This is a genomic window from Corallococcus sp. NCSPR001 (genome assembly GCF_017309135.1).
Lineage (GTDB): Bacteria > Myxococcota > Myxococcia > Myxococcales > Myxococcaceae > Corallococcus.
Genome location: NZ_JAFIMS010000002.1, coordinates 4,105,210 through 4,132,186 on the forward strand (window position 1 = coordinate 4,105,210; position 26,977 = coordinate 4,132,186).

At 70.5% G+C, this 26,977-nt stretch carries 27 protein-coding genes and 1 pseudogene; 20 read left to right on the top strand and 8 right to left on the bottom strand.

Features of this window, described 5'->3' with window-relative positions; all coding sequences use genetic code 11:
* Window positions 1-22: 22 nt before the first annotated feature.
* A complete protein-coding gene (locus JYJ93_RS18700; RefSeq protein WP_206793174.1) occupies window positions 23-328 on the top strand; it encodes a hypothetical protein in 306 nt (101 codons plus the stop codon).
* Complete coding sequence (locus JYJ93_RS18705; protein WP_206793176.1) at window positions 267-599, top strand: Smr/MutS family protein; 333 nt, start codon at window positions 267-269, stop codon at window positions 597-599. The genes JYJ93_RS18700 and JYJ93_RS18705 overlap by 62 nt, the downstream gene beginning before the upstream one ends.
* Window positions 600-606: 7 nt before the next feature.
* Here the strand turns inward: JYJ93_RS18705 and JYJ93_RS18710 are convergent, their stop codons facing one another.
* The 4 genes from JYJ93_RS18710 to JYJ93_RS18725 form a co-directional block, all read right to left on the bottom strand.
* Window positions 607-3,354, bottom strand: coding sequence for an SNF2-related protein (locus tag JYJ93_RS18710; RefSeq protein ID WP_206793178.1), 2,748 nt, complete (start codon window positions 3,352-3,354; stop codon window positions 607-609).
* Between the two features lie 214 nt (window positions 3,355-3,568).
* A complete protein-coding gene (locus JYJ93_RS18715; protein ID WP_206793180.1) occupies window positions 3,569-4,894 on the bottom strand; it encodes a DUF58 domain-containing protein in 1,326 nt (441 codons plus the stop codon).
* Window positions 4,891-5,826 carry a MoxR family ATPase gene (locus JYJ93_RS18720; protein ID WP_206793182.1) on the bottom strand — a complete coding sequence of 312 codons (936 nt, stop codon included), beginning with the start codon at window positions 5,824-5,826 and terminating at the stop codon, window positions 4,891-4,893. The genes JYJ93_RS18715 and JYJ93_RS18720 overlap by 4 nt, the downstream gene beginning before the upstream one ends.
* Window positions 5,827-5,882: 56 nt before the next feature.
* Window positions 5,883-6,863 carry a zinc ribbon domain-containing protein gene (locus JYJ93_RS18725; protein ID WP_242544966.1) on the bottom strand — a complete coding sequence of 327 codons (981 nt, stop codon included), beginning with the start codon at window positions 6,861-6,863 and terminating at the stop codon, window positions 5,883-5,885.
* Window positions 6,864-6,950: 87 nt separating this feature from the next.
* Between JYJ93_RS18725 and JYJ93_RS18730 the strand changes: the two genes are divergently transcribed.
* A complete protein-coding gene (locus tag JYJ93_RS18730; protein WP_206793184.1) occupies window positions 6,951-9,047 on the top strand; it encodes a peptidylprolyl isomerase in 2,097 nt (698 codons plus the stop codon).
* Window positions 9,048-9,064: 17 nt separating this feature from the next.
* On the opposite strand, the gene JYJ93_RS18735 is transcribed toward JYJ93_RS18730, so the two are convergent.
* Window positions 9,065-10,186 (bottom strand): HD domain-containing phosphohydrolase, encoded by a 1,122-nt coding sequence (locus JYJ93_RS18735; RefSeq protein ID WP_206793186.1) that lies wholly within the window; start codon window positions 10,184-10,186, stop codon window positions 9,065-9,067.
* Window positions 10,187-10,431: 245 nt separating this feature from the next.
* Here JYJ93_RS18735 and JYJ93_RS18740 point away from each other — a divergent pair, with 245 nt between their 5' ends.
* The 4 genes from JYJ93_RS18740 (at window position 10,432) to JYJ93_RS18755 (ending at window position 14,640) form a co-directional block, all read left to right on the top strand.
* Window positions 10,432-11,433: a dihydrodipicolinate reductase gene (locus JYJ93_RS18740; protein WP_206793189.1), complete on the top strand. Its 1,002-nt coding sequence runs from the start codon at window positions 10,432-10,434 to the stop codon at window positions 11,431-11,433.
* Window positions 11,434-11,453: 20 nt separating this feature from the next.
* On the top strand, window positions 11,454-11,903 hold the full coding sequence (locus JYJ93_RS18745) for a MaoC family dehydratase N-terminal domain-containing protein (RefSeq protein WP_121715724.1): 450 nt from the start codon (window positions 11,454-11,456) through the stop codon (window positions 11,901-11,903).
* Window positions 11,903-12,607, top strand: a complete 705-nt coding sequence (locus JYJ93_RS18750) for a MaoC family dehydratase (RefSeq protein WP_206793191.1) — start codon at window positions 11,903-11,905, stop codon at window positions 12,605-12,607. The genes JYJ93_RS18745 and JYJ93_RS18750 overlap by 1 nt, the downstream gene beginning before the upstream one ends.
* Before the next feature lie 188 nt (window positions 12,608-12,795).
* Complete coding sequence (locus tag JYJ93_RS18755) at window positions 12,796-14,640, top strand: acyl-CoA dehydrogenase (protein WP_206793193.1); 1,845 nt, start codon at window positions 12,796-12,798, stop codon at window positions 14,638-14,640.
* A gap of 61 nt (window positions 14,641-14,701) precedes the next feature.
* Here JYJ93_RS18755 and JYJ93_RS18760 read toward each other — a convergent pair whose 3' ends face one another.
* Window positions 14,702-15,157, bottom strand: coding sequence for a biopolymer transporter ExbD (locus JYJ93_RS18760; protein ID WP_206793195.1), 456 nt, complete (start codon window positions 15,155-15,157; stop codon window positions 14,702-14,704).
* Window positions 15,158-15,172: 15 nt separating this feature from the next.
* Complete coding sequence (locus JYJ93_RS18765) at window positions 15,173-15,904, bottom strand: MotA/TolQ/ExbB proton channel family protein (protein WP_206793197.1); 732 nt, start codon at window positions 15,902-15,904, stop codon at window positions 15,173-15,175.
* A gap of 42 nt (window positions 15,905-15,946) precedes the next feature.
* Between JYJ93_RS18765 and JYJ93_RS18770 the strand changes: the two genes are divergently transcribed.
* From JYJ93_RS18770 to JYJ93_RS40115, 13 genes and pseudogenes are all read left to right on the top strand, one after another.
* Window positions 15,947-16,777, top strand: coding sequence for a DUF4292 domain-containing protein (locus JYJ93_RS18770; RefSeq protein ID WP_206793199.1), 831 nt, complete (start codon window positions 15,947-15,949; stop codon window positions 16,775-16,777).
* A gap of 59 nt (window positions 16,778-16,836) precedes the next feature.
* Entirely contained in the window at window positions 16,837-17,589 is a 753-nt protein-coding gene (locus JYJ93_RS18775; protein ID WP_206793201.1) for a general secretion pathway protein GspE, read from the top strand.
* Window positions 17,590-17,598: 9 nt separating this feature from the next.
* On the top strand, window positions 17,599-18,606 hold the full coding sequence (locus JYJ93_RS18780; RefSeq protein ID WP_206793203.1) for a general secretion pathway protein GspE: 1,008 nt from the start codon (window positions 17,599-17,601) through the stop codon (window positions 18,604-18,606).
* Entirely contained in the window at window positions 18,603-19,634 is a 1,032-nt protein-coding gene (locus JYJ93_RS18785; protein WP_206793205.1) for an ABC transporter ATP-binding protein, read from the top strand. Before JYJ93_RS18780 ends, JYJ93_RS18785 begins: the two co-directional genes overlap by 4 nt.
* The gene (locus tag JYJ93_RS18790) at window positions 19,631-20,686 is read left to right on the top strand and encodes a dipeptide ABC transporter ATP-binding protein (RefSeq protein ID WP_206793207.1); all 1,056 of its coding nucleotides are present in this window, start codon (window positions 19,631-19,633) and stop codon (window positions 20,684-20,686) included. The genes JYJ93_RS18785 and JYJ93_RS18790 overlap by 4 nt, the downstream gene beginning before the upstream one ends.
* Window positions 20,655-21,062 carry a DUF2085 domain-containing protein gene (locus JYJ93_RS18795; protein ID WP_206793210.1) on the top strand — a complete coding sequence of 136 codons (408 nt, stop codon included), beginning with the start codon at window positions 20,655-20,657 and terminating at the stop codon, window positions 21,060-21,062. The genes JYJ93_RS18790 and JYJ93_RS18795 overlap by 32 nt, the downstream gene beginning before the upstream one ends.
* A gap of 64 nt (window positions 21,063-21,126) precedes the next feature.
* Window positions 21,127-21,774, top strand: coding sequence for an RNA polymerase sigma factor (locus JYJ93_RS18800; protein WP_206793212.1), 648 nt, complete (start codon window positions 21,127-21,129; stop codon window positions 21,772-21,774).
* Window positions 21,771-23,216, top strand: a complete 1,446-nt coding sequence (locus tag JYJ93_RS18805; protein WP_206793214.1) for a zf-HC2 domain-containing protein — start codon at window positions 21,771-21,773, stop codon at window positions 23,214-23,216. Before JYJ93_RS18800 ends, JYJ93_RS18805 begins: the two co-directional genes overlap by 4 nt.
* A 60-nt stretch (window positions 23,217-23,276) precedes the next feature.
* On the top strand, window positions 23,277-23,537 hold the full coding sequence (locus JYJ93_RS18810) for a hypothetical protein (protein ID WP_120565599.1): 261 nt from the start codon (window positions 23,277-23,279) through the stop codon (window positions 23,535-23,537).
* A 231-nt stretch (window positions 23,538-23,768) separates the two neighbouring features.
* Window positions 23,769-24,587: a Flp pilus assembly protein CpaB gene (gene cpaB, locus JYJ93_RS18815; RefSeq protein WP_206793216.1), complete on the top strand. Its 819-nt coding sequence runs from the start codon at window positions 23,769-23,771 to the stop codon at window positions 24,585-24,587.
* An 80-nt stretch (window positions 24,588-24,667) separates the two neighbouring features.
* Window positions 24,668-25,513 carry a type II secretion system F family protein gene (locus tag JYJ93_RS18820; RefSeq protein WP_206793217.1) on the top strand — a complete coding sequence of 282 codons (846 nt, stop codon included), beginning with the start codon at window positions 24,668-24,670 and terminating at the stop codon, window positions 25,511-25,513.
* Between the two features lie 13 nt (window positions 25,514-25,526).
* On the top strand, window positions 25,527-26,417 hold the full coding sequence (locus tag JYJ93_RS18825; protein WP_206793219.1) for a type II secretion system F family protein: 891 nt from the start codon (window positions 25,527-25,529) through the stop codon (window positions 26,415-26,417).
* 73 nt (window positions 26,418-26,490) lie between these two features.
* Window positions 26,491-26,646, top strand: a pseudogene (locus JYJ93_RS40115) (FHA domain-containing protein); the annotation flags it as partial.
* Here the strand turns inward: JYJ93_RS40115 and JYJ93_RS40120 are convergent.
* Window positions 26,583-26,834: a hypothetical protein gene (locus tag JYJ93_RS40120; protein ID WP_242543855.1), complete on the bottom strand. Its 252-nt coding sequence runs from the start codon at window positions 26,832-26,834 to the stop codon at window positions 26,583-26,585. The pseudogene JYJ93_RS40115 and the gene JYJ93_RS40120 sit on opposite strands and share 64 nt — an antisense overlap.
* Window positions 26,835-26,977 lie beyond the last annotated feature (143 nt).

Consider the following 26,977-nt stretch of genomic DNA (forward strand, 5'->3'; position numbering starts at 1 on the left):
GCGCTTGCTTACGTGATTGGGCATGATGGTGATGACCCTGGCCGCGCTGTTGATGCAGATGACCTCCGCCGGTGGAGCCGGCTCGGAGGGCAGGCGTGCGGGCAATCACGTGGACCTGCCTGGCGAAAGCCCCCCGCGAGCGGTGAAGGAAGACGTCGCCTCGCTCAAGGGGGAGATCACCAGCCTCAAGGAGCAGTTCCGGCTGGCGCGAGAGCGTCAGCGCCTGGCGGCCGAGGAGAAGCAGCGCCAGGAGGAGGCCCGCTACGGTGTCACGCCGAAAGCCACCCCCGCCCCTGCCACCGGAGGGGCCGGAGCCGCCGCCCCATGAGCTGGAGGCGGTAGAAATTCCGGTCGATGGGAACCTCGACCTGCATCTCTTCCAGCCTCGCGAGGTGAAGGACCTCGTCACCGAGTACCTCTGGGCCTGCCGCCAGAAGGGCGTGCTCGACGTGCGCATCATCCACGGCAAGGGCACGGGCGCGCTGAGGCGCACCGTGCAGTCCCTGCTGCCCACGCTGCCGGAGGTGGAAGGCTTCCAGACAGCCTCCGAGGCGGACGGAGGCTGGGGCGCGACCTGGGTGCGGCTCAAGCCCCTGTGACGGGGCTTCAGGACAGCCAGAAGTATGCGGAGGCGATGAGCGTGCGCTTCTCCGTCACGCGCGCCTTGTTCGCCAGCTCCGCCATCTGACGGTCCTTGGAGGCGTAGCGCTTCTCCTCCTCGTTGCGCAGCGACGCCAGCTTGCGGCGGTAGTCACGCTCCAGCCGGTCCGAGTGCGCCCGGGCCTTCGCGCGCTCCGCGACGTCCTCGATGCCGGACACCTCCTTGCGCGCGTCGAACCACGCCTGGCGGGCGGACTCCACCACCTCTCGCGACTCCATCAGGCAGTCCTCGACGTAGCGGTCCGCGCGCTCCTTGGCCTTGTCCAGCTCCAACGCGTTGCGCCGTTCCGCGGCCCGGATCAGCTCATCCTTGGCGGTCATGAGCGACTGCTCTTGCATGAGCTGGACCGACACCGGCGCGGGCTGCCGGCGCTTCTCTTCCTTGGCGTCGAGCTTCGTGAAGTGGACACCGTCCGTCAGCGGCAGGGCGCGGAAGCCGCCGTCCCGGTCCTTCACCAGCACCAGGTGGACCAGCTTCTCCTCCGGCTTGAGGCCCGTCGTCTCGAACTTGTAGACGAACCACCAGCCCTCGCTGCCAGCCAGCCGCGCCAGCCGCGAGGGGAGCCCCGCCGCGTCCAGTTGCAGGTAGCTGACGGTGTCCTGGGTGCGGTCGCGCACCGCGTAGGCGGCCTTGGCCACCTGGAGCCGTCCGGAGGTGCGGCTGCCCAGCACGGAGCCGGTGAGCGCCTTCGCCTCCTGCTGGCGTTTGGCCACGACCTCCTTGGCTGCGTCTCCCGCCACGCGCAGGCGGCGGCGCACGTCGCCGTCGAAGCGCTCCAGCACCACCGAGCGCATGGACGTCATGCGCTGGTTGATGCTGCCCTCCAGCTCCTCGCGCAGCTTGTCGAAGGCGACGTTGATGTCCTTCGGGTCGCGGCAGGACTGGTAGATGTCCAGCACGCGGCGCTCGAAGTCGACGCCGCTCTCCAGCGCGCCCAGGATCTCGTCGGACGCGCCGAACACGCCGTCGAAGAGGTTGAGCTTCTTCTCCAGGAGCTCGAACAGGCGCGCGTCCGCCGCGTTCTGCCGGTTGAGGAAGTTCACCACCAGCACGTCGCGCTGCTGGCCGTAGCGGTGGCACCGGCCGATTCGCTGCTCCACGCGCTGCGGGTTCCACGGCAGGTCGTAGTTCACCACCAGGTTGCAGAACTGGAGGTTGAGCCCCTCCGCGCCCGCTTCCGTGCAGATGAGGATCTGCGTCTTGTGGCGGAACTCCTCCACCAGCGCCCGGCGCTCCTCGGGGGTGCCGCCGGCGTCACCGGACAGCAGCGAAATCTTGTCCTTGTAGCCGTGCTCCGACAGCAGGTTGAAGAGGTACTGCTGCGTGCGCTTGGACTCCGTGAAGATGAGCGCCTTCTCCGGCCAGGAGTGCGTGCGCATCACCGCGAAGGTGCGGTCCAGCGCGCGCTTGAGCGCCTCACCCTTGGCGTTGATGCGGATGGAGTCCGCGAGGTCCGCGTACTGGCGCAGCTCCCAGACCTCCTGCTCCAGCGTGCGGACCTGGGGCGCCTTGGCGGGGTCGTCGGACCACTCCTCGCCTTCCTCCACGAACTGCCTGGCCTCTTCCGGCTCGAAGAGCGACAGGGCCTGCTGTCCCAGCCGCGCGGCCGTCAGGCGCTTCTCCAGGTTCTCCGACAGCCGCCGCAGCGTGGGCGCGATGGCGAACGTGGAGGAGGCCAGGAGCTTGCGGTAGCACAGCGTCAGGAGCGTCTTCTTGCCCGGCTCGATGGCCGCGGCCTCCGAACGCTGCAGGTACTCGCTGACCTTCTCGTAGAGGTCGTGCTCCTGGGGGGACGGGTGGAAGTCCTCCACGATGCTGCGGCGGTTGGTGTAGCGGACGTACTCGCGTACCTGACGGCGCAGCGTGCGCTGCACCACCGGGGCCAGCCGCTCCTTGAGCTCGCACGCGGCGGCCTCCGTCATGCCGCCGCCCTCGTCGGCGCGGTAGCGGCTGCGGAAGGCGTGCTCGGGGCCCAGGATCTGCTCGTCCAGCAGTGACATCAGGCCGAACAGCTCCATCAGGTCGTTCTGGAGCGGGGTGGCGGTGAGCAGCAGCTTGGGGCGGCCCGCCAGCGATGCGCGCAGCGCCTGGCCCGTCTTGTTGTTCGGGCGGTGCGCGTTCCGCAGGCGGTGGGCCTCGTCGATGATGACCAGGTCCCAGGGGATCTCCGACACGAGCGCGGACTTGTTCGCGGCGAACGGGTGCGAGCAGATGACGGGGAAGGGCTGGTCGAAGCAGTTGTTGTGCTTCTTCACGTCGCGGCCGTCGACGAGGACGCTGTCCAGGTCGAACTTCTCGCGCAGCTCCGCGTTCCACTGAGCGCGCAGCACGGCGGGGGCCAGGATGAGGATGCGGTTCTTGCCCTCCGCCATGAGCTGGGCGACGACGAGGCCCGCCTCGATGGTCTTCCCCAGGCCCACCTCGTCCGCGAGCATGCAGCCGCCGCGCGACAGCGTGTCCAGCGCGAACATCGCGGCTTCGACCTGGTGGGGGTTGAGGTCCACCTTCGCCTCGGCCAGCGCGTTCGCCAGCCGCTGCTGCGTGTCACCGCTGCGCGCGAGCAGTTCCTCTGCGAGGAGCCGCTCGTGGAAGGGCGTCAGCCCCGCCTCCACGAGCTCCTCCGCGGCACGGGCCGCGATGGCCGCGGCGTCCGCCTCCACTTCCAGCTTCAAACCCCTCGCGACCTCCGCCAAGTCCCGCCTCCCGTCCGGTTTGGAGCGTGCGCGCGTGCGCGCGACAGTTGAGGCGCGCCATTCTGGGCAGCGATCGGCATCTGTAAAGGGGGTCCTCCCGGAGGCCGAAAACTCGGCCTCCGCGCGATTGGCAAGCGTGCTGTTCGGCGGAACGTCGCATGCGCGCGCGAGCGGTGGATTGTTTCAAAGGGCTTGACGAATGCATCGCGAGCGCTCAGAGCCGCCCGCGCGCCTTCACGTCCAGGTACACGTTGAGTGCAGCGGCGCCGAAGCCGCGTGCCGGCGCGCGCACCACCAGCGCCCCCGCGTCGCGCAGCGTGGTGGCGGTGCGGCGGTACTCGGACTCCATGCGGGAGGCGGCCTGCCGCGCGTAGGCGGACGTCGCGTCGCCGGGCACGTCCGTGGCGGCGGCCTCCAGGTCCTCGTCCAGCAGTGACGCGACGACGGGCAGGTGCCGGGGGCGCAGGGCCAGCGTGCGCGTGAGGAGCGCCGAGGACGCGTCCGGATCCACCAGGTCCGTGAAGAGCACCACCAGCGCGCGGCGCGTCTGGCGGGCGAAGGCGAAGTCGAACGCGCGGCCGTAGTCGCTCTCCTCCAGGCCGGCCTCCGCGCGGTAGAGGGACTCGGTGATGAGGCGCAGGTGCTCCGCGCCCTTTCGCGGGGGCAGGAAGGCGCGCACGTCGCTGGCGAACGCGAGCACGCCCACCACGTCCCCCGCGTCCAGGCTCACGCGCGCCAGCCGGAGCGCCGCGTCCACCGCGTGGTCCAGCTTCCGGCGGCCCTGCACCCGGCCCGCCATGTGACGGCCGCAGTCCAAAAGCAGCAGCACCGGCTGGTTGCGCTCCGGCTGCCACGTGCGCACCAGCGTGTGGCCGTGGCGCGCGGAGGACTTCCAGTCGATGTGCCGGTAGTCGTCGCCGGGGCGGTACTCGCGCAGCGACTCGAACTCGCGGCCCTCCACGGACTTGCGCAGGAGCGTGCGCGCGGACACGGCCTCCGCCGCGCGCGCCAGCGTCAGCGCTTCCCGCGAAAGGGCGCGCAGGTCCGGATACACCTTCACGTCCTGGCCCGCGGGCAGCCGCACCTGCCGCGAGCACAGGCCCAGGGGCCCCATCAGGCGCAGGTTCACGTCGCCAAAGCGCGCGTCGCCCCGGGAGGGAGGGTGCACGCGGTACGTCAGGCGCGCGGCGTCCTTCGGCTCCAGCGTGAAGGGCTGACGGTGGCCGTGGCTCTCCACGTCCAGGGGCGGCTCGTCGCGCAGCTCGCCGCGCACGGGCCGGTCCGTGCGCGAACGCAACTCCCAGCGCACGGTGTTGTCCACGCCGGAGGAGAGGATGGGCTCCACCTCGCGGCGCGCGTCGACGTCATGGGCCCGCGGCGCGCGCAGGAAGTCCACCGCGCACAGGAGCAGGACGGCCACGTCCACCGCGAGCGCCAGCCACCCGAAGGCGGGGCTCGCCACCGCGAGCGCGGCGGGCACCAGCGCTCCGGCGAACAGCGCCACGGCGAGGCCGCTGGGGACGGGGCGCCCTGGGCTCACCGGGGCACTCGCACCCGTTCGAGCAGCTGCTTCAGCACGTCGTCCGCGGTGACGCCCTCCACCTCCGCCTCGGCCTTGAGGAGGAGGCGGTGGTTGAGGACGCTCGGCGTGACGGCCTTCACGTCGTCCGGGGTGACGAAGTCGGTGCCCCGGAGCGCCGCGTGTGCCTTGGCCGCCGCGAGCAGGGCCTGCGCGGCGCGGGGGCTCGCGCCCAGCCGCACGCGGGGATGGGCGCGGGTGTCGCGCACGAGCTGCACCACGTACTGGAGGATGGAGTCGTCACACGCGACGCGCGCGGCGCGGTCCTGCAACTCCGTCAGCGTCGCGGCGTCCAGCACGCGGGACACGGCGGGCGGCCGGCCCTCGCGCTGGTGGAAGGCGCGCAGGAGGGCCTCTTCCGCGTCGCCATCCGGGTAGCCCACGCGCACGCGCATGAGGAAGCGGTCCAGCTGCGCCTCGGGGAGGGGATAGGTGCCCTCCAGCTCCAGCGGGTTCTGCGTGGCGACGACGAAGAAGTGCGGCGGCAGCGCGTGGGTGACGCCATCGATGGTGACCTGCCGCTCCTCCATGGCCTCCAGCAGTGCGGCCTGCGTCTTGGGCGGCGTGCGGTTGATTTCATCCGCGACCAGGACCTCCGTGAAGACGGGGCCCTTCATCAGGCGGAAGGTCTGCGCCTGGGGCTGGAAGACGTTGGTGCCCAGGATGTCCGCGGGCATCAGGTCCGGGGTGAACTGCACGCGGGAGAAGGACAGGCCCAGCGCCCCCGCCATGCTGCGCGCGGTGAGCGTCTTGGCGACCCCGGGCACACCCTCCAGCAGCACGTGGCCGCGCGCGAGGAAGGCCGTCACCAGGTCGGCCAGCACGCGGGGCTGGCCCACGACGGCCGAGCCCAGCGCGTCGAGGAGGCGGGAGAGGGGCGTGGCGTCGGACATGGTGGCGGGCGACGGTAGCCCGCCTCACGTCCGGCGCGGCAGCGAAATCCTCGGGCCTACTCCTGGCGCTTCAGGCCCATCAAGGTGCCCAGCACCGCGATGACGCCGCCGAGGATGCCCAGGAAGCAGCCGATGCTCGGTGACGAGTTCATCATCTCCGCGTTGCCCAGCGGCGACGGCACGAGCGTGGTGTCCGAGGACAGCTTCAGGAACACCAGCGACCAGATGAGGGTCACCACGCTGCAGACCATCTGCGCGCCCCACGGCAGCATGGGGTTCACCCAGGTCATCACCTCACGCGCCCGCAGGCCCACGAAGACCATGGTCGCCACGGCGAAGATGAAGGACACGAACCCCAGGCTGATGAGGCCCAGGAAGTCGCCGTCCGCCGCCGTCTCCTTCCAGGGCATGAAGCAGGAGAGCACCACCAGCGTCGCGCCCCAGAACGCGATGCGGTCGCCGCCTTGCAGCTCGCGCAGGAACGAGCGCGCGTCATCCAGCAGGACCTCCGGATCGTCGATGGGGGAGCGGGGCGACTCCAGCTCCCGGGCCTCGCGGGACCAGGGGTCCGCCACCGCGTCGCCCACGTCGTCCTCATCCTCCTCGACAGGAGCGGGCGCCGGGGCGCGGCGGGGAGCCGGGGCGCGAGCGGCCTTGGCGGCGCCACCGCCCCGGGCGGGAGCCGCGGCGCGCTGGGCCTTCTCCCGGGCGATGTCGTCCATGCTCCGCACGTTGGTGGCGTCGTCGCTCGGCGGCGGCGCGGCGGGGCGGGCGCCCGTCCTGGCGCGGGCCGGAGCGGGGCGCGCACGAGGCTCCGGAGCGGCGCGGGCCGGAGGGGGCCGCGAGCGCGGCGGAGGCCGGACGCCGGTGCTCTCGTCCTCGCCGCCGGAGTCCCCCGCATCCCCGGCTCCCCCAAGGAAGGACTCGTCGATGATGTGGTCGCAGTGGGGGCAGATGGCGGTGTCTTCCGCGACCTTGCGATTGCAGCCTGGGCAGTTCAGGGCCGGTGCTCCGGGAGGGGGGAAACGGCCCGACATCTTCCCGGCCCCGGCGCGGGGCTGTCAAACCTGTTCAGCGCCATAACCCCTGGATTTTCGCGGAGAATTGACCTAGCCCATTCGAACATGGCCCGCCTGCCCGCCGCCGTGTCCGCCGGACTCCTCCTCGTGAGCGCCTGTGTCCGCTCGGTGCCGGCGCCCGACGTGACTCCGCCCCCGGTCGAGCCCGCCCGGCTCATCGAGCAAATCCAGGACTGGGAGGACCGCCGCTCGCTGGGAGGCGGTGAGCTGGTGCGGCTCGCCACCTCCGCGCCGGATGGGGTCGTGCGCGTGCGCGCCCTCCGGGCCCTGGCGCGGATCCAGGACGTGGAGACGCTGGAGGCCGTCCTCGTCGGGCTGACGGCGCCGCGCAATGCCGTGCGCGAAGAGGCCGCCTTCGCGGCGGGTGAGCTGGCGCAGTCGTGGGAGCCGCTTCCGGAGGCCGCACGGACGGCGCTCACGGAAGCGCTGGTGCGCGCCGAGGCCTCGGAAGCCTACGCCCGGGTGCGCAACACGCTGCTGGAGTCCCTGGGCAAGCTGGCCACGCCTGGCGCCGTGGAGGTGCTGACGGCCCGGCTGTCTCCGGCCAATGGCCCCTGGTCCGCGTCCGCGGCGACGGCGTTGGGCGTGGCCGCGCGCAAGGCCGGGCCCGAGGCCGTGGCGAACGTCCCCCTGGAGACGATCCGCGCGCTGCTGGATCCCCGCTTGCGGAGCGAGGTGAACGTCGCCGGGGCGTACCTCCTGGCGGCGTCGAAGCGGCTGGACGGCGTGGATGCGCTCCGCTCCTGCGTGGCCAATCCGATAACGGATGTGATGGCCCCGTGCGTGAAGAGCCTGGGCGACCTGGGCAGCCCGCGGGACGCGCTGGCGCTGAACCGGATGTTGGGCCATGCCACGTCCCGCGCGTCGGCGGAGGTGGCGCGTGCGCTGGCGAAGCTCGCCGCGAAGTGCGAGGCCGGCCCGCCCTGTGAGCCGCTGCTCGCGCTGGAAGGCCAGGTGTACCGGGCGAAGCAGGTCGCGGAGGGAAAGGCGGCCCAGGGCCACGCGTTGCTGGCGGTGGCGCAGCAGGGACTTCCGCTCCAGGGCCGGCCGGTGTTGTCGCGCATGAGGAGTGCGCTGGCGGAAGCAGACCGCGCCGCCGTGTCCGACGAAGCCCGCGCGGACCTCGCCTGGCTGGACTGCCGTTTCGCGGCGGCCATGGACCGGCAGCAGGGCCCGCTGGAGCAGGTGCGCCAGTGCGGCTACGGCCGCGTCCCCGAAGCCCGATGGCTCGCGCTGGGACTGCACGAGGTGGCGCAGTTCAAGGGACCGCCCACCGGCGCCGCGTTCGCGGTGCCCTACCTGGACCACGTGAGCGCCATCGTGCGCGGCGCCGCGCTGGACGCCCTCTCCGAGCGCCCCGTGCCCGAGGCGATGGCGCCCATCCGCGCGCTCATCGGAGGAGGGGACGCGGTGGTGGCGGGGCTGGCCGCGGCCGCCGCCGGCAAGCTGAAGGACGCCGAGGCCCTGACCGCGGTGCAGGCTTTGGCCGACCGCGTCCCCAAGGAGCCGGACCTGGCGGAGGCGGTGGCCGGCGCGCTGGTCGCGTTGCAGGGAAAGGCCGCGGAACCCCGCCTGCGCGAATGGCTGGCGCATCCGCACGCGAACGTGCGCCGGGTCGCGGCCGAGTCCCTCACGTCCCTCACGGGCGCTCGGGTCCGTTCCGCCCGCGTGGAGCTGCCTCCGGAGACGTACCGTCCGCCCGCCGCGCCCTCCGGCACGACGCTCACGCTGCGCACGCGCAAGGGCGACATCACCGTCCTGTTGGATCCGGAAGCGCCGCTCACGGGCGGCAACCTGGTGGCGCTCGCGAAGCAGGGCTACTTCCGGGGCATCACCTTCCACCGCGTGGTGCCGGACTTCGTCGCGCAGGGCGGAGACCCGCGCGGAGACGGGGAGGGTGGCCCCGGCTACTCCATCCGCTGCGAGATGACGCGCCGGACGTATGCGCGGGGCACGGTGGGCATGGCGCTGTCGGGCAAGGACACCGGCGGCAGCCAGTTCTTCTTCACCCACTCACCGCAGCCGCACCTGGATGGCCGCTACACGGCCTTCGGTGAAGTGGTTCGAGGCATGGACGTGGTGGACGCGCTCCTGGAGGGCACGATCATCGACGACGTCATCGTCCGCACCCGCGCCCCCTGAGGCGGGCCCCTCGCGCGTCAGGCCCCGGCGGCGCGCGCGGGCACGGGCTGTCCGTTCGCGTCGAGCTTCGCGCCCGTCCAGCGGTGGCCCTCCGCCTCTTCCATCTCCTCCACCTCGCGGCGGATGCGGGCCCACTCCGTCTCCGGCAGACCGAGGAACGCGTCCGCGAGCATCGGATCGAACTGCGTGCCCGCGCAGCGGCGGACCTCGTCGCGCGCCACGCTCATGGGGCGCCCCTTGCGATAGGGCCGGTCGGAGGTGATGGCGTCCAGCGTGTCCACGAGGCAGAAGATGCGCGCCCCGATGACGATCTCCTCGCCCTTGAGCCCCAGCGGGTAGCCCTTGCCGTCCCAGCGCTCCTGGTGTTGCAGGACGATGAGCGCCGCCTCGTGCAGGTACGGCATCTTCGCCAGCATCCGGTAGCCGAACTCCGGGTGCAGCTTCATCTCCACCCATTCGTCCGGCGTGAGCGGCCCGGGCTTGAGCAGGATGGAGTCGCGCACGCCAATCTTCCCGATGTCGTGCAGGAGCGCGCCTTGTTCCACGACGTCCAGCGCGGGTCCGGTGAGGCCGATCTCCTGCGCCAGCCGCCGCGCGTACAGCGACACGCGCCGCGAGTGCCACTGCGTCTCCGTGTCGCGGTAGTCCAGCGCGCTGATGAGCCCGTCCAGAAGGCCCGTGGTGCGCTCCATCACCCGGCGCTCCAGCCCCTCGTTGATGGCCAGCAGCTCCGCGTTCTTCTCCGCCACCTCGCGCGTCAGCCGCTCGTTGACCGCCACCAGCCGGTGGTGCTCGAAGGCCTGCCGGATGCTGCTGGTCAGCTCGCTCAGCGCCCACGGCTTGCCCAGCAGGCGGAAGACCTCGCCCCGGTTCACCGCCTCCGACGCCGTCTTGAAGTCCGCCGCCGCCGTCAGCATCAGCCGCACCGCGCGCGGGTTCTTCTCCCGGAGCGCCGACAGCAGCTCGATGCCGTTGAGGTACGGCATCATGAAGTCCGTCAGCACGACGTCGAACCCCTGCTCCCGCGCCGCCACCACCGGGTCGCTGTGTGTCACGACCTCGTAACCCTCCGCCTGGAGGATCCGGGACAGCGCCGCGAGGATGAGCACGTCGTCGTCCACCACGAGGATTCGGGCCATGGGCTGATACGCTCCGAGCGAGTGGCTGCGTTTTTCTCAGACTCTTATAGCCGGTCCGCAGACGGGCAAACAGGCCCCCCCAAGCTTTCCAGTGCCGCCAAACTACCGGAATTCTTGAAGTTTCCCTCAAACAGGTGGTCGCCGGACTCCACGTCCTGCTTGCCTGCCCGTCGAGCCGTGTTCTATGGTGGCCGCCTACCCAACGTAAATGGCTGTAACCCCTTGGAATTCGGGAGCAATCTCCGATGGCTAGAGCCCCTGATGGGCCGGTGCCGGTGGTGGTGATGGGGCTGGGGTTCATCGGGCAGGAGATTGCCAGGGCGGCCCTGTCATCCCCCGAAGTGGAGCTGATGGGCGCGGTGGACTCGCAGCCCTCCCTGGTGGGTCGCCCCCTGGGCGACGTGCTGGGGCAGGCCGGCCCGCGCTTCAAGGTGTCGGACTCGCTGGAGAAGGCCGTGGGGCGCCGCAAGGGCGTGGTGGTGCTGCACGCCACCAGCTCCCGGCTCTCCCAGGTGATGGATCAGCTGCTGGACGCGCTGAAGCTGGGCCTGCCGGTGGCCAGCACCTGCGAGGAGCTGGCGTTCCCGCACCTCAAGTACCCGGAGCTGGCGGACAAGCTGGAGCGCGCCGCGCAGAAGGCGGGCGTGGCCATCGTGGGCACGGGCGTGAACCCGGGCTTCGTGCTGGACCGGCTGGTGGCCACCGCCGGTCAGGTGTGCGGCCCCGTGCGCAAGGTGACCGCCAGTCGTGTGGTGGATGCCCGCACGCGCCGCGAGGCCCTGCAGCGCAAGGTGGGCGCGGGCCTGACGGAGGAGGAGTTCTTCGACCTGGTGGACCGCGAGGAGCTGGGTCACGTGGGGCTGGTGGAGTCCGCGGCGATGGCGGCGGTGGGGCTGGGGCTGGACTGCGACGACTTCGAGGAGGAGGTCGCGCCCGTGTTCGCCGAGGAGGACATCACCGGCGGCGCATTTGTCGTGAAGAAAGGCCGCGTCGCGGGCATGTTCCAGTCCGTGGTGGGTTTGGAGGAGGGGCAGGAGCGGGTCCGCCTGGAGCTGACCATCGCGGTAGGGGCGGACAACCCACGGGATCGCATTGAGATCGACGCGGATCCCAAGCTGGTGCTGGAGATACCGGGGGGAGTGGCGGGCGACCGGGCCACCGCGAACGCGCTGGTGAATGCCGCGCCACGTTTGACGGCCGCGGAGGCCGGGCTCCTGACGGTGCTCGAGCTTCCGTCAGGACGCTGAAGACTCATCAGGAGAGGGAAATGCTGGACAAGAACGCGATTGGCCGCGCCTCGCCGCCGACGCTCAACGAGGTGGAGAAGGGCGCCATCCGGCGCTTCGCCGAGGCTATCGGCGACTACAATCCCATCTACTACGACGAGGAGTACGCCCGGGCCTCGGGCTATCCCACCATCGTCGCGCCGCCCACGTTCCCCGCGTCGTTCCATTCCGCCGCGGACCTCCGGGAGTTGTTGGGGGTGGGCATCAAGAGCCTGCTGCACGCGGAGCAGGGCTTCGACTACGAGCGGCCCATCTTCGCGGGGGACCGCATCTACGTGTCCACCCGCGTGTCGGACGTCTTCGAGCGGCCGGGCATGTCCGGCAAGATGGACATCGCGGTCATCGAGGACGAGGGCCGGGACGAAGAGGGCAACCTCGTCTTCCGCGCCCGCCGGACCCTCGTGGTGCGTGCCGCCAAGGAGAACGTCTGATGCCCGCGCGCAAGCTCTACTTCGAATCCATCCGCGTCGGTGACGAGCTGCCGGCGCTGGCCAAGGCCCCGGTGGACCGCGTCCAGCTGTCGCGCTACGCGGGCGCCTCCGGCGACTACAACCCCGTGCACGTGGACGAGCTCTACGCCAAGAGCGTGGGCATGCCGTCCGTCTACGCCCCCGGCATGCTCGTCATGGGCATGTTGGGCCAGCTCATCAGCGACTGGGCCCGGGGCGGCCAGCTGCGGCGCTACAACGTCCGCTTCATCAAGATGGTGTGGCCGGGCGACACCGTGGTCTGCAAGGGCCGCGTGAGCGACCGCCACGGCTCCGGCGGCCGGTACTTCGTCGAAATCGACCTCTGGGCGGAGAACCAGAAGGGCGAGCTCGTCATGAAGGGCGGCTCGCAGATCCAGCTCTTCTACTCCCTGGAGGACGAGAACCGGCAGCGCTCCGGCCAGTCCCCCATCGTGGTGGAGGTCCCCCGCGAGAGCCTGGTCGTCCCGGCGCCCGCCACCCCGGACGCCGCCACCAGCGCCCCGGCGCCCGCCGCCCCGGAGCGCGACCGGGACGAGGACGACGAGGACGACGACGAGGAGTCGGGCGAGCCCCGCTCCGGCGCCTCGTCCAAGAAGACCGCCCCCCGGGAGAAGCCCGCCGCGAAGACAGCGTCCCTCCCGGCCGCGAAGAAGGCCAAGAAGTAGGCGTTCCAAGACGAAATCCCGCGTTGGAGTAGAGCGGCTTCGACCGCTCGTCAACGCGGGGTGTCATCTTGGGTTGACTCAAAAATCAGTCGACGCCACACTTCCTGCGTCACATGGGCCGCTGACCCTTACTTTTTCCCGCCCTGCGGGAAGCAGGCAGGCAGCGAGCCCTCCACGCAGGAGTGGCCATGTCCGCCGGCATCAACACCTACAAGACCGACCTTCGAGAGATCTTCTTCACGCTGTTCGAGCAGTTCGGCTTCGGCCAGGTGGCGGGCACGGCCCCCTATGACGCCTGGGGCCCGGACGAGGCGAAGGCGGTCCTCACGGAGACGTACCGCTTCGCCCGCGAGGTGCTGGGGCCCCTCAACTCGGTCGGTGACCGGGAGGGCTGCCGGGTGGAGAACGGCTCGGTCTTCACGCCCAAGGGCTTCAAGGACGCGTGGGGCAAGCTCTACGAGCAGGGCTTCAAGACGGTGGCGGTGAGCCCCGACCACGGCGGCCAGGGCGCGCCGATGATGCTCCAGGTGACGGTGGAGGAGATCCTCTCCGGCGCCAACACGGCCTTCAACATGTACCCGGGCCTGGCGTTCGGCGCGGCGGAGGTCATCGCCGAGTGTGGCACTCCCGCGCAGCAGAAGCAGTTCGTGGAGCGCATGCTCAACGGCACGTGGGGCGGCACCATGTGCCTCACCGAGCCGCACGCCGGCTCCGACGTGGGCGCGGCCAAGTCCACCGCGAAGCGCAACGCGGACGGCACCTACAGCATCAAGGGCACGAAGATCTTCATCTCCGGCGGCGACCATGACATGGCCGGGAACATCATCCATCTGGTGCTCGCGCGCATTGACGGCGCGCCGGTGGGCACCAAGGGCCTGTCGCTGTTCATCGTCCCCAAGCTGCGCATCAACGCGGACGGCTCCTCCGGCCAGTCCAACGACGTCACCGTGGCGTCCATCGAGCACAAGATGGGCATCAACGGCTCGGCCACGTGTGTCCTCAACTTCGGTGAGAACGACGGCTGTCTGGGCGAGCTCGTGGGCACGGTCGAGCACGTGGGCATGAGCCAGATGTTCAAGATGATGAACGGCGCGCGCATCGCCGTGGGCATCCAGGGCGTGAGCCTGGCGTCGGCCGCGTACTACAACGCGCTCGACTACGCGAAGGACCGCAAGCAGGGCTCCCACTTCACCAAGTGGAAGGACCCGTCCGCGCCGCGCGCCTCCATCATCGAGCACCCGGACGTGCGCCGCATGCTGCTGGACATCAAGGCGCACGTGGAGGGCATCCGCGCGCTGGTCATCAAGCTGGCCATGCACCTGGACAAGGCGAAGCAGCTGGCGGGCAAGGACGACGACGCCGCCACCTACCACAAGGGCCAGGTGGAGGTGCTGACGCCGCTGGTGAAGTCCTACGGCTCCGACCAGGCCTTCCGCCTCTGCGCGCAGGCCATCCAGGTGTACGGCGGCGCCGGCTACATCCAGGACTACCCGGTGGAGCAGTACACGCGCGACTCGAAGATCTTCTCCATCTACGAGGGCACCAACCACATCCAGGCCATGGACCTGGTCGGCCGCAAGATGGGCCAGGCGGGCGGCGCGCACTTCCAGCAGTTCATGGGCGACGTGGGCAGCTTCGTGGAAGCGCACCGCGAGCACCCGGTGCTGGGCGAGGCCGTGAAGACGCTGGCCGGCGCGCAGGAAGGCCTGATGTCCAGCGCGATGGCGCTGTTCGGCTGGTCGCAGGACCAGGGCCGCTTCCCGCTCATCCCGCTGTCCGCCAACCGCTTCCTCAACATGATGTCGGAGGTCGCAGTGGGCTGGCTGCTGCTGGACGCGGCCGTCATCGCGGAGAAGGCCGCCGCCAACGTGGCCGCCGACCACCCGGACAAGGCGTTCTACGAGGGCAAGAAGTTCAGCGCCCTGTGGTACGCGCGCAACGTGCTGCCCAACGTGGAGTTCGCCGCGCGCCTCATCGCCACCGAGGACACGTCCCCGATGGACATCACCGACGCGGCGTTCGGCGGCGTCTGAGGCACTTGAAGTCCTGAAGTGAAGAAGGCCCTCCGGCACGTCGCGCCGGGGGGCCTTTTGCTTAGTTGCCTTCGCGCACGCCGATGGCGAGCTGCGCGAGGCCGGCCTTCTTCGCCAGCTCCATCACCTGCACCACGGTGCCGTGGGGAACGCCTTCGTCCGCCTGCACGATGACCACGGTGTCTGGGTTCTGGTTCTTCGCGGCGTCGAAGGCCTGCTTCAGCTCCGCTTCCGCGACGACGTTGCCCGCGAGCACGAAGCGGCCATCCGCCAGCACCGCCACGGACAGGTCGGTGGTCTTCGCGGTGACGTCCGCGGCGCCGCCCTTGGGCAGGTTCACCTTGAGGCCCGCCTTCGCGCCGCCGCCCGGACCCTGCTGGGTGATGACCGAGCTGGTCACCATGAAGATGATGAGCAGCACGAGCATCACGTCCGTCAGCGGCGTGATGTTGATCTCCGCGAAGCCCGCGCCCTCCACCTCGTCATCGCCCGAGCCGGGCGTCTTTCCCATGGCCATGGTGGGCGTGTCTCCTTACGAGGCGGGCTGCGGATCCGGGCGGGGCGCGGGGGGCGTGGCGCTCTCGCGCGGGGGCTGCGTGGCGTCCGGCAGCGGGCCACCGGCGGAGCGCTCCTTGAGGACCTCCGCGAACTCGTCGCCCAACAGGCGCAGCTCCACCAGCACGCGGGATAGCCGGGCCTGGAAGTAGTTGTAGAAGACCATCGCCTGCACGGCGACGAGGATGCCCACGGCGGTGGCGACGAGCGCCTCGGAGATGCCCGTCATCACGGCCGCGGAGCCGCCGGTGCCGCCGGCCTCCACGTCCACGCCCAGGTCCTTGAAGGAGCGCATGATGCCGGCCACGGTGCCGAAGAGGCCCACGAAGGGCGTCGTCGAGCCGATGGTGGCGAGCAGCCACAGGTTGCGCCGCAGCTTCAAGCCCACCTGGGCGCGCTCGCGCTCCACGGCGGACTCGATGCCGTTGCCGCCACTGGCGCGGGAGCGCTCCCAGCGGTCGAACCCGGCGAGGAAGATGTCGGCCGCCACGGCGTCGGAGCGCTCGGCGGCGGTGCGGGCGGCGGCCATGTCACCCCGGAGGAGGTGCTTCTGGACGATCTCCCCCAGGTTGCGGGAGCGCTCGCTCACGCCCCAGAGGGCGATGAGCCGCTCGATGGCCACGCCCAGGGCCACCACGGAGGCGCCCAGGAGGAGGGCGAGGGTGACGCCGCCCAGGCGAAGGTAATGAAGTAGATCGTTCAGGCTCATGATGGATGACCGGGCAGGCGGCCCTGGCTCACACTAGGACATATGAACCGCGCAGCCGCCGCAATCTTCCTGGCCCTCCTCTGTTCGGCCTGCCCCAAACGTCTCGAGTTCGGTCCGGAGGGCCGCATCGAGGACGCCCAGACGCTCTACCAGCACGTGCGCGAGCGGCAGGCGAAGGTCGTGAACCTGGAGGGTGACGCCAAGCTGCACGTGGACTCACCCCAGGGCAGCGGAACGCTCTCCACCTATCTCTCCATCACCCGCCCGGCCCTCATCCACCTGGAGACGTACGACTTCTTCAACCGTCCGGTGGCCTCGCTCGTCTCCGACGGTGAGCGCTTCGGCGTCTACCAGGCGCGGGAGAACACGTACCTCCAGGGCCCGGCGAGCGCGGAGAACGTGTCCCGCTTCCTGCCCGTCGTCCTGCCGAGCGAGGAGCTGGTGGCGGTGATGCTGGGGCAGGTCCCCCTGCTGCCGCCGGAGTCCATGACCCTGGAGCTGGACGAGAAGGAGCGGGTGTACGTGCTCAAGCTCCAGCGGGGCCCGGCCACGCAGACACTGCGCGTGGATCCCAAACACCTGCGCATCGTGAAGAGCGAGGTCCGGGGCGTGCCGGGCTACGACCTGGCGTTCGAGGACTTCCAGCAGCGGGGCGACCAGTTCTTCCCGGACAAGGTGCACCTCATCGCCGCCTCGGCGGACACGAAGCTGGACCTGAAGTACACGGACATCCGCCTCAACGGCCGCCCGGACCTGACGCTCTATGAAATGGGCGCGCCCGAGGGGGCGAAGGTGGTGGACGTGGACGCGCGGGGCCAGGAGGTCCGGCCGGAGGGGCCGGTGTCCCGGCCGCCCCCAGCGCCGGGTTCCTGAGCTTCCAGGCGTCGAAAGGCAGCGTCCCGGCGCAAACCGGGTACTATGGCGCGCACGACATGGCACAGATCAAGCTTGGAGAACTGCTGATCAAGGCGAACGTCCTGCAGGAGAGCCAGCTCAAGGCGGCGCTCGCCGAGCAGGCCAAGTGGGGCGGGAAGCTGGGCGAGATCCTCGTCCGGATGAACCTCGTCTCCGAGGACATCCTCGTGCGCGCCTTGTCGAAGCAGCTGGGCATGCCGGCGGTGAACCTGGACTCCGTGCAGATGGTGCCGCCGCACGTGAAGGCCAAGATCCCGGCGCAGACGGCGCGCGACTTCTCCGTGGTGCCGCTGCAGCTTCGCGACGATGGCAAGACGCTGGTCGTCGCCATGTCGGACCCGCTCAACGTGCGCGTCCTGGACGAGCTGCGCGCCCTGTCCAAGTGCCGCATCGTGGCCAACGTGGCCGGGCGCACCTCCGTGGCGCGGGCGTTCGCGCGCCTCTACGAGGAGACGGCGGAGCTGGAGGACGCGGACACCAACTTCAAGGTGGTGGACGCGCAGGGCCGCACCGTCGTGAAGAACCTCAAGGACCTGGACCCGGCCGCCGCCGTCGCCATGTCCCCCAAGCCGGCCGCCGCTCCGCCCCCCCGTCAGGCCCCTCCGGCGGAGCCCCCCCGTCAGGCCCCGTCCGGCAGCCCCGCGGACCTGCTCAAGAGCGTGGAGGAGGTCCAGCGCAAGGAGGTCGCGGCGCTGAAGGCCATGGTGGAGCTGCTCATCGAGAAGGGCGTTTTCTCCCGCGAGGAATACCTCGCCAAGGTCAAGCGGTAGCCCCCGGCCATGCGCAAGAAGATTGGTGAACTCCTCGTCCAGGCCGGAGTGGTGACGGACGAGCAGGTGAAGCAGGCCCTCGCGTCGGGAAGGCGCGGCCAGGGCCGCAAGCTGGGTGAGGTGCTGGTGTCCATGGGCCTGTGCACGGGCCGGGACATCGCGCGGGCGCTGGCGGCGCAGCACGAGCTGCCGTTCGTGGAGATCCCCGAGTACATCCCGCATGCGGTGTCCTCGCTGGTGTCCATGGACTTCCAGTCCGAGCACCGGGTGCTCCTCTTCGCGGCGGAGCAGGACGGCCGCAGCGAGAAGGTCCACGTCGCGGTGGAGGACCCGGGCAACCTGATGCTGGTGGACGAGCTGCGCTTCCAGCTGCGCAAGCCGCTCAAGGTGTTCGTCGCCGCGCCGGACGACATGGAGCAGGCACTCTCTCGCGGACGGGGCGAGCCCCTGGACATCGTGGAGGCTGAACCGATGGACATGGACGAAGACGATTCGCCGGACATCCTGCCGTCGCCGCCGTCGCCTCCGGCCGCCGCGCGCGCGCCCACGCCGCCGCGTCCGCCCGCGCCGCCGACGTTGGACTGGGACCTGCCGCCGCCGCCGCCCAACGAGTCGGGAGCCGACGGCGCCGAGGTGCTGGAGGACATCCTGGGCTCCACGCCCCGTCCCAAGGTCCCCAAGGCCCCGCGTCCGCCGCCTCCGCCCGCCGCGGCCCGTCCGCCGCCTCCGCCCGCCGCGGAGCCGGAGGACCCGAGCAAGCCGCGCGTGCCGGTGGTGCTCTTCGGAGGCGCCGCGCAGGGCGTGAAGCCGTCCGTGGCGCTCACGCCCAAGCCGGACTTCTCCGAGGAGGACCTGGCGGTGCTGGACGACATCGACCGCATCTCGCGCGGTGAAGAGGCCAGCCTGGACACGGAGAAGGTGAAGCCCGCGCGCATGGTCGCGAGCCTCATCCGCCTGCTCATCCGCAAGGGGCTCATCCAGGAGGCGGAGTTCCTGGAGGAGCTGGCCCAGAAGTGACCGGAGCCGCGCCGTCCCCCGGGGCCTCCGCCGGTGCCCCGCTTCTGGACGTGCGGGGGCTCGTCACCCAGCTGTCGCTCCCGCGCGGCACGGTGCGCGCGGTGGACGGCGTGTCCTTCACCGTTCCTCCCGGCGGCACGCTGGGGGTGGTGGGGGAGAGCGGCTGCGGCAAGAGCCTCACGGCGCTGTCGGTGATGCGGCTCGTTCCCCAGCCGCCCGGCCGCGTGGTGGGCGGCGAGGTGCGCTTCCGGGGCGAGGACCTGCTGGCCCTGCCGGAGAAGGAGATGCGGCGCGTGCGCGGCCGGCACGTGGCCATGGTCTTCCAGGAGCCCATGACGTCGCTCAACCCGGTGTTCACCGTGGGCGAGCAGATTGGCGAGGGCGTCCGGCTGCACCTGGGGGCCACGAAGGCCCAGGCGCGTGAGCGCGCGGTGGAGATGCTCCGTCAGGTGGGCATCCCGGCGCCCGGCGAGCGCGTGGACGCGTACCCGCACCAGCTTTCCGGCGGCATGCGCCAGCGCGTGATGATCGCCATGGCGCTCGCGTGCGACCCGTCGCTGCTCATCGCGGACGAGCCCACCACGGCGCTGGACGTCACCATCCAGGCGCAGATTTTGGAGCTGCTCAAGCGCCTGCAGGCCGAGCGCGACATGGCGGTGATGCTCATCACCCACGACCTGGGCGTGGTGGCGGGCAGCTGCGACGCGGTGGTGGTGATGTACGCGGGCCGCATCGTGGAGCAGGCCCCGGTGCGCGAGCTGTTCGCGCGGCCCGCGCACCCGTACACGGCGGGCCTCCTGCGCTCCATCCCGTCGCTGCACGACGCGGGCGCGGCGGGGGAGGGCGGACGCCAGCGCCTGAAGGCCATTCCCGGCATGGTGCCGTCGCTCACCGCGCTGCCGTCCGGGTGCGCGTTCCGCGACCGGTGCGACCGCGCCTCGGAGCTGTGCGCGCGCGTCACCCCCGTGCTGGAGCCGAAGCGCGGAGGCCAGTCCGCCGCCTGCCATCATCCGGTGCCCGCGCCATGAGCGAACCGCTGCTCCAGGTGCGCGACCTGAAGGTGCACTTCCCGGTGAGGGGCGGCCTCTTGGGCCGCACGCGCGGCACGGTGCGCGCGGTGGACGGCGTGTCCTTCGACGTCGCCCGCGGCGAGACGCTGGGCCTGGTAGGGGAGAGCGGCTGCGGCAAGAGCACGCTGGGGCGCGCGGTGCTGCGGCTCATCGACCCGACCTCCGGCTCCATCCGCGTGGCCGGCCGCGAGCTCACCGGCCTGTCGCAGCGCGAATTGCGGCCGCTGCGCCGGCAGATGCAGCTCGTGTTTCAGGACCCGTACGCGTCGCTCAACCCGCGCATGACGGTGGGGGACATCCTCGCGGAGCCCTTCGCCATCCACGGCCTGGCGAAGGGCAAGGCGCGCGAGGACGAGGTGCTGGCGTTGCTCGACGCCATGGGGCTGCCCCGCGAGGCGCGGCAGCGCTACCCGCATGAGTTCTCCGGCGGCCAGCGTCAACGCATCGGCATTGCACGTGCCATCGCGTTGCGTCCGGAGCTGGTGGTGGCGGACGAGCCCATCAGCGCGCTGGACGTCTCCATCCAGGCGCAGATCGTCAACCTGCTGGTGGACCTGCAGCGCGAGCGCGGGCTCACCTACGTCTTCATCGCGCACGACCTGAAGATTGTTGAGTACGTGTCCACGCGCGTGGCGGTGATGTACCTGGGCCGCATCGTGGAGGTCGCGCCGTCCCGGGCGCTGTACGCCGGGCCCCGCCATCCGTACACGCAGGCGCTGCTGTCCGCGGTGCCCGTGCCGGATCCGGAGCATCCCCGCGCGCGCCAGCTGCTGCCGGGCGAGCCTCCTTCGCCCCTGTCGCCGCCGGCCGGCTGCGCGTTCCATCCGCGCTGCCCGCATGCGATGGAGCGCTGCCGCCGCGAATCCCCGCCGCTGTATCCCCTGGGCGGAGGCCACGCCGCGGCGTGCTTCCTGGCCGAAGGGGATTCGCGCGGCGTGCGGGACGGACCCGCTGTTTCCACGTCCGGAGGAGGTGCCGGTGTTCTGGCTCAGCCATCATCACCCGGATGAGTACAACCGCACGTACGTGCTCGCGGGCGTGCGCGTGTGCGCGCGGTGCCTGGGCACGTACCCGGTGCTCGCCGCCGTCTTCGCCGGCCTGTTCGCGCTGAAGGCGCCGCTCCAGTGGGAGTGGGACGTGCCGGTGGTGCTGGGGCTCACGCTGCCCGCGCTCGTGGACTGGGCGGTGGGACGCTTCCGGCCCGCTTCGGGTTCCAACGCGGTGCGCACGCTGACGGGCATCCTGTTGGGAGTGGGGCTCGGCCGCTCGCTGTACGTGCATGTGCAGCGCCCGCTACCGGCGGTGCTGCTGGCGCAGGCACTTCTGGTGACAGGGGTGGCGGTCCCTGTCATTCTCGCCACTTACCGGCGGCCACGGCCGGAATAGACCTTTCGCGCACGGCTGTCCGTTACAGGCCGTGGGCGGTGAAGGGGATGGCACCCGTGGCTTCATGGGCACTGGGGGAAGTTTGGCACCCGAAACCTCAGACGAGCAGCTGATGCTCGCCTTCCAGGCGGGAAACGCGCGTGCGTTCGAAGCGTTGGTGCGCAAGCACCGCGCGCCGGTGTTCAACTTCATCCTGCGCTTCGTGGGCCACAGGGCGCGGGCGGAGGACGTGCTGCAGGAGACCTGGCTCAAGGTGGTCCGCAGCGCCCGGGAATACGAGCCCAAGGCCCGGTTCACGACCTGGCTGTACACCATCGCGAGGAACCTCTGCGTGGACAGCACCCGCAAAGAGAGCTACCGCCAGGCGACGTCCCTGGAAGCCCCCTCGGCGGGTGCCGACGGCGACGAGGGACGTCCGCTGGGCGAGGGGCTGCCGGATGCCGGGGCCAGCCCGGAGCGCGGCGCGCACAACGCCCGCCTCCGGCCGCTCCTGGAGCGGGCCCTGTCAGCCCTGCCGGAGGAGCAGCGCGAGGTGTTCGTGCTGCGCGAGTACAGCGGCATCCCGTTCAAGGAGATCGCCGAGGTGACGGGCGTGTCCGAGAACACGGTGAAGAGCCGCATGCGCTACGCGCTGGAGGGCCTGCGCCGCCGCCTGGGTGAGCTGGGCGTGGACGGCGACCTGTCGGAGGATGGAAGGACGGTGGCGGGATGAATGCCCAGAATGCCCACGCGCACGAGGACCGGCTCCTCGACTTCGCCTACGGCGAGTTGCCCGCGTCGGAGGCCCAGGCGCTGGAGCAGCACGTCCAGGGGTGCGCGCGCTGCACCAAGGCGCTGGCGGACATCCGCGGCGTGCGCACCACCATGGCGCAGCTGTCGTCGGAGCCCGCGCCGGACGCGGGCCTGGAGTCGCTGCTCGCGTACGCACAGCAGTCCGCGCGCCGCGCCGCCGCCGGCCCCGAGCCGAAGCCCTCGCGCTGGCGCCGCTTCCTCCTGCCCGCGGTGGGCCTGGCCACGGTGGGTACCTTCGGCCTGCTGACGTTGACGGTGAGCGAGAACGTCGACCTGTCGCCGAACCTGTCGCGGAAGGCCGCGCCTGCCCTGGCGATGGAGGCGGCGAAGCAGGATTCGTCGACGCAGGCGAAGAGCGCCCCGAGCGCCCCAGCCCCCGCGCCGCCTTCGAGCGCGACCCTCGAGGTGGACGTGCCCGAGGGTGACGCGGACGCGCTGGCGTCCGCGCCGCGCGAGCTGGAGTTCAGCAAGAACCAGGTGGAGGCCAAGGTGAAGCGCAAGGACGCCGCCGCGGCCCGTCCGTCGGACTGGATGAACGCGGGCGGCGGTGGCGCGCTGCTGGAGCGCCGCGCGGAGGCCGAGGCTCCCAGGAAGAAGGTGTCCAAGGCCGTCCGGGACGACGCGGAGGAGTTCGCCGCGCTCGAGCAGTCCTCGGCCGGGGCGCCCGCGATGGATGCGCCTCCGAAGGAAGAGGCGCCCGGCGTCGGCTCCCTCGCGAAGCAGGAACCCGCGCCGCGGCGCTCCTCCGGCAAGCTCAGCGACAAGGCCATGGGCGCGAAGGGCGACTCCCTGCGGCTGGGGGAGGCGGCCTATGGCCGCGGGCTCGGCACCGACGACGAGAGCGTCGCCGCCGACGCGCCTCCGCCACCGCCTTCCGTGGCCTCCGCCCCCGTGGTCCAGGCCGCACCCATGGCGCCCGCCGCCACGGGCTCCATCGGCTCCATCGGCGGTGCGGTGTCCCCGAAACCGTCGACCGCCACGTCCTCCGCCCGCGCGGAGGCCGCGAAGCCCGCGCCCGTGGAGAAGTCCGCCTCCAAGGAGGCGATGGCGGCGCGCGACCTGTCCGCCCAGGCCCAGGCCGCCGCGAACCAGGGAGACCGCGCCCGGGAGGCACGGCTGCTGCGCGCCGCGCTCTCGGCCGGAGCCAGCGGCAGCGAGCGGCTGGCGCTGCTCTCACGGCTGTGCGAGTCGGAGTCCGTGCAGGGCCGGACCCAGGAGGCCGCCGCCGTCTGCGGGCAGATCATCACGGAGGCCCCCGGCTCCAGCGCGGCGCAACTGGCCCAGCGCCGCCTGCGTCAGGGCTCGTCCCCCGCGGCTCCCGCGGCTCCGGCCGGGGCCGCTCCCGCCCAGCCCGCGCAGTAGGGGAGGGCGGCAGTCCACATGACCGATGCGTCCGGGGCCTCGGTCCTGGATAATGGGGACATGACGTCGGACGTGCACGCTCCCCCCGTGAACAGCCCCCGGAAGTCGCCGCCGCGCTCCCCGCGCCGGGCCCGCCGTGGCCAGGCCATGGTGGAGTACTCGATGATCAACTGGGTGTTGATCGTCGGGCTCGTCATCGGCGCCACGGTGAAGATCCGCTGGACGGATGACCGGCAGACCAACGTCATCGACCTGTTCCTCGAGGCGTACCAGATCTATTACGACTCGTTCTACTTCGTGCTGAACCTGCCGTTCCCCTGAGGGACGGAAGGCCGCGGATCCACCCGCTGCGTCGAGCCGTCCTCCCCGCTGGGCGGGCAGGCTCCGTGAGTGCCGGAGGTCCTGGGATTCCGCTTTGTCGCGAGAGGTGGTTTTGACACCTGCTCTGGGGCATGGCTAACATCTTGCCCGTTCGCGCCCTGGCATCGCCCCCTCGTCCAAAGCAGTCCTGCCGCCACGACGGCGCCCCACCGTTCTGGAGGACTTTGAACCATGTTGAAGGGTAAGACCCCGCTCGTCGTCGCACTGGTGCTCGGTTTGCTCGCGGGCATCGTGGCCTACTCGGCCATCAAGAAGAAGGAATCGGATGTGCGCCGCGGGTGGAACCTGGTGCCCGTGGTGGTGGCGGGCCAGGACATGCCCGAGGGTTCGGTCATCACGTACGAGATGATCTCCCAGCGCTCCGTGCCGGAGCAGTTCGTCACCTCGTCGGTGGTGAAGCCGGACTCCGCCAACTACATCGTGAACCAGAAGGTGCTGGTGGCGCTGCAGGCCGGCGACCCCATCCTCTGGAGCCAGTTCGAGACGACGAAGGCCGCCGAGCGCCTGTCCACGAAGGTGCAGAAGAAGGCGCGCGCCATCACCATCGAGGCGAAGCAGACCACGGCCGTGGGCGGGTGGATCCGCCCCAACGACCACGTGGACATCATCGGCACGTTCCGCGATCCGCAGACGGACGAGAGCGTCGCGGTGACGCTGCTGCAGAACATCATCGTGGTCGCCACGGGCAAGATCACCGGCACCACGAACATCAACCTCATCCCCGAGAACCAGCGCGAGTACTCCAACGTCTCGCTGATGGTGCTGCCGGAAGAGGCGGAGATCCTGGTGCTGGCGGCGGAGCTGGGGCAGCTGACCCTGTCCCTGCGCAACGAGGACGACGTGGACCTCATCGAGGAGCGCGGCCGCGCGACCATCAGCACGCTGCTCTCCGGCGAGCGCACCCGCGTGCTGGAGCAGAAGCGCCGGGAGATCATCCAGATCATCAAGGGCAGTGGCGGCGGCGAGAAGGCCTCGGCCGGAGCTCCGTAGTCGTCGCGCGCGGGGCTGCTTCGCCTCCAGGCTGAAGCGGCCCTGCCGACCCCTCCCTCATCCCCCGGGGATTCGCGCCCATGCTCGCAGGTATCGTCCTCCTTCTCGTCACCGGCTCGGTGTTCTTCTTCAGCCTGGTGATCTTCAGCGTCCTGTCGAAGGCGTATGAGCAGTACCAGGAGCGGTACGTCGCCAAGTCGATGAACGACTTGAGCGACATGTTCCTGTTCATCGACGCGCGGCAGATGTTGATCCTCAACATCGCCTGCATGTGCCTTCTGGGCATCCTCAGCTACATCATCTTCAACCCCATCCTGGCGGTGCTCGCGACCATCTTCGGCTTCTTCCTGCCGATGCTGCTCGTGAAGCACTACCGCAAGCGCCGCATCAAGAAGTTCAACGTGCAGCTGGTGGACGCGCTGCAGGCCATGGCCAACGCCTTCAAGGCCGGCCTCACGTTCCCCCAGGCCATCGAGCACGTGGCGCGCGAGGCGATGCCGCCCCTGTCCCAGGAGTTCGGCCTCTTCGTGAAGGAAGTGAAGCTGGGCGTGCCGCTGGAGGAGGCGCTCGTCAACATGGGCCGCCGCGTGGGCAGCGACGACCTGGAGCTGGTGGTGGTGTCCACCAACATCGCGCGCCAGCTGGGCGGCAACATGGCGGAGATGTTCGAGACCATCTCCACGGTGATCCGCGAGCGCTTCCGTCTGGAAGGCAAGATCGACGCGCTGACGTCCCAGGGCAAGCTTCAAGGGTGGATCGTCGCGGCCATGCCGGCGGTGCTGGGCATGGTGCTCAACTACATGCGTCCGGACCTGATGGAGCCGATGATGAACCACATCTTCGGCTACATCCTGGTGACCCTGATCGCCATCATGGAGATCATGGGCATCCTCATCATCCGGCGCATCGTCAACATCGACATCTGAAACGAGGCGCACCGTGCAGGACGTCCTGACATTTCTGCTGATGGGCGGCTCGGCACTGCTGACCGCGGGTGCGGTGGCGTTCCTGGGCATCGGCTTGTACTCCAACCTCCTGGAGCGCTTCCTCACGGAGGTCCGCGACGAGTCCGCAGGCGGCATGAAGGGCGCGGGCTCCGTCGCCATCCGCAAGCTGGGGGCGATGAACCGGCGCTTCATGTGGCCGGGCTACGAGTCCAAGACGCGCCGCAAGCTGATCAAGGCGGGCGAGCCGTCCCAGTACAAGCCCGAGGACATCATGGCGCTGCAGGAGGTGAGTGCCTTCTTCGCGCTGCTCGCCGGCCTGTTCGTCGTCAACGGCATCGGGATGAACCTGGCCTGGTCGCTGCTGGTGATGCTGCTGGGCCTGTTCTATCCGCTCATCTGGTTGAACGATCAGGTGAAGCGCCGTCACCTGGCCATCAGCCGCGCGCTTCCGTACAACCTGGACCTGCTGACGCTGTCGGTGGAAGCGGGCATGGACTTCACGGGCGCGCTGGCGAAGGTGGTGGAGAAGGGCCGCCAGGGTCCGCTGCGCGAGGAGCTGCAACTGGTGCTCAAGCAGCTCAAGATGGGCAAGACGCGTGAAGAGGCGCTCAAGAGCATGATCGTGCGCGTGGACCTGCCGTCGCTGACGACGTTCGTCACGGCGCTGATCCAGGCGGACAAGATGGGCACGAGCCTGGGCAAGGTGCTGCGCATCCAGTCCACGCAGATGCGCATCGACCGCACGCAGCGCGCGGAGAAGCTCGCGGGCGAGGCGCCGGTGAAGATGCTCTTCCCGCTCATCGCCTGCATCTTCCCGACGGTGTTCATGGTGCTCTTCGGGCCCATCGTGTTCCAGTTCATGTTCGGCAACGTCGGGGGCTAGTCCTCTGCCCATCCTGCTCACCATCACCCAGGGGCTCCAGGTTGGACGGGAGCTCGCCTTCGAGCAGGCCGAAGTGAAGATCGGCCGGACCTCGGAGAACGACCTGGTGCTGCATGACCACGGTGTCTCCCGGCGTCATGCCCGCATCACGGCGAAGAATGGGCGCTACTTCGCCGAGGACGTGGGCAGCGCGAACGGCACGCAGCTGAACGGCCATCCGCTGGACGGCGAGAAGCAGCTGCGCGACGGCGACCGCATCACCGTGGGGCCGGTGGAGTTCACCTTCGTGTGGGTGGCGCCGGAGGATGACGACGACGTCACCCGGCCCATCCGGCGGGTGCTCGCGCCGCCGCACGCGAAGGTGTCGCCGCAGGGCGTGGAGCAGGCGTCGCTCGCGGAGATCGAAGCGGCGCCCACGAGCTATCAGCAGTCGATGCCGGCCATGGCCCGGCCGGCGTCTCCGCCGCGTCCGGGAATGGCCGTGCCCGCCGCGAAGGGTGGGGCGACCCCGGCGATGCCGATGCCGGCCGCCACACCGAAGCGGCCCTCCGCTCCGGATC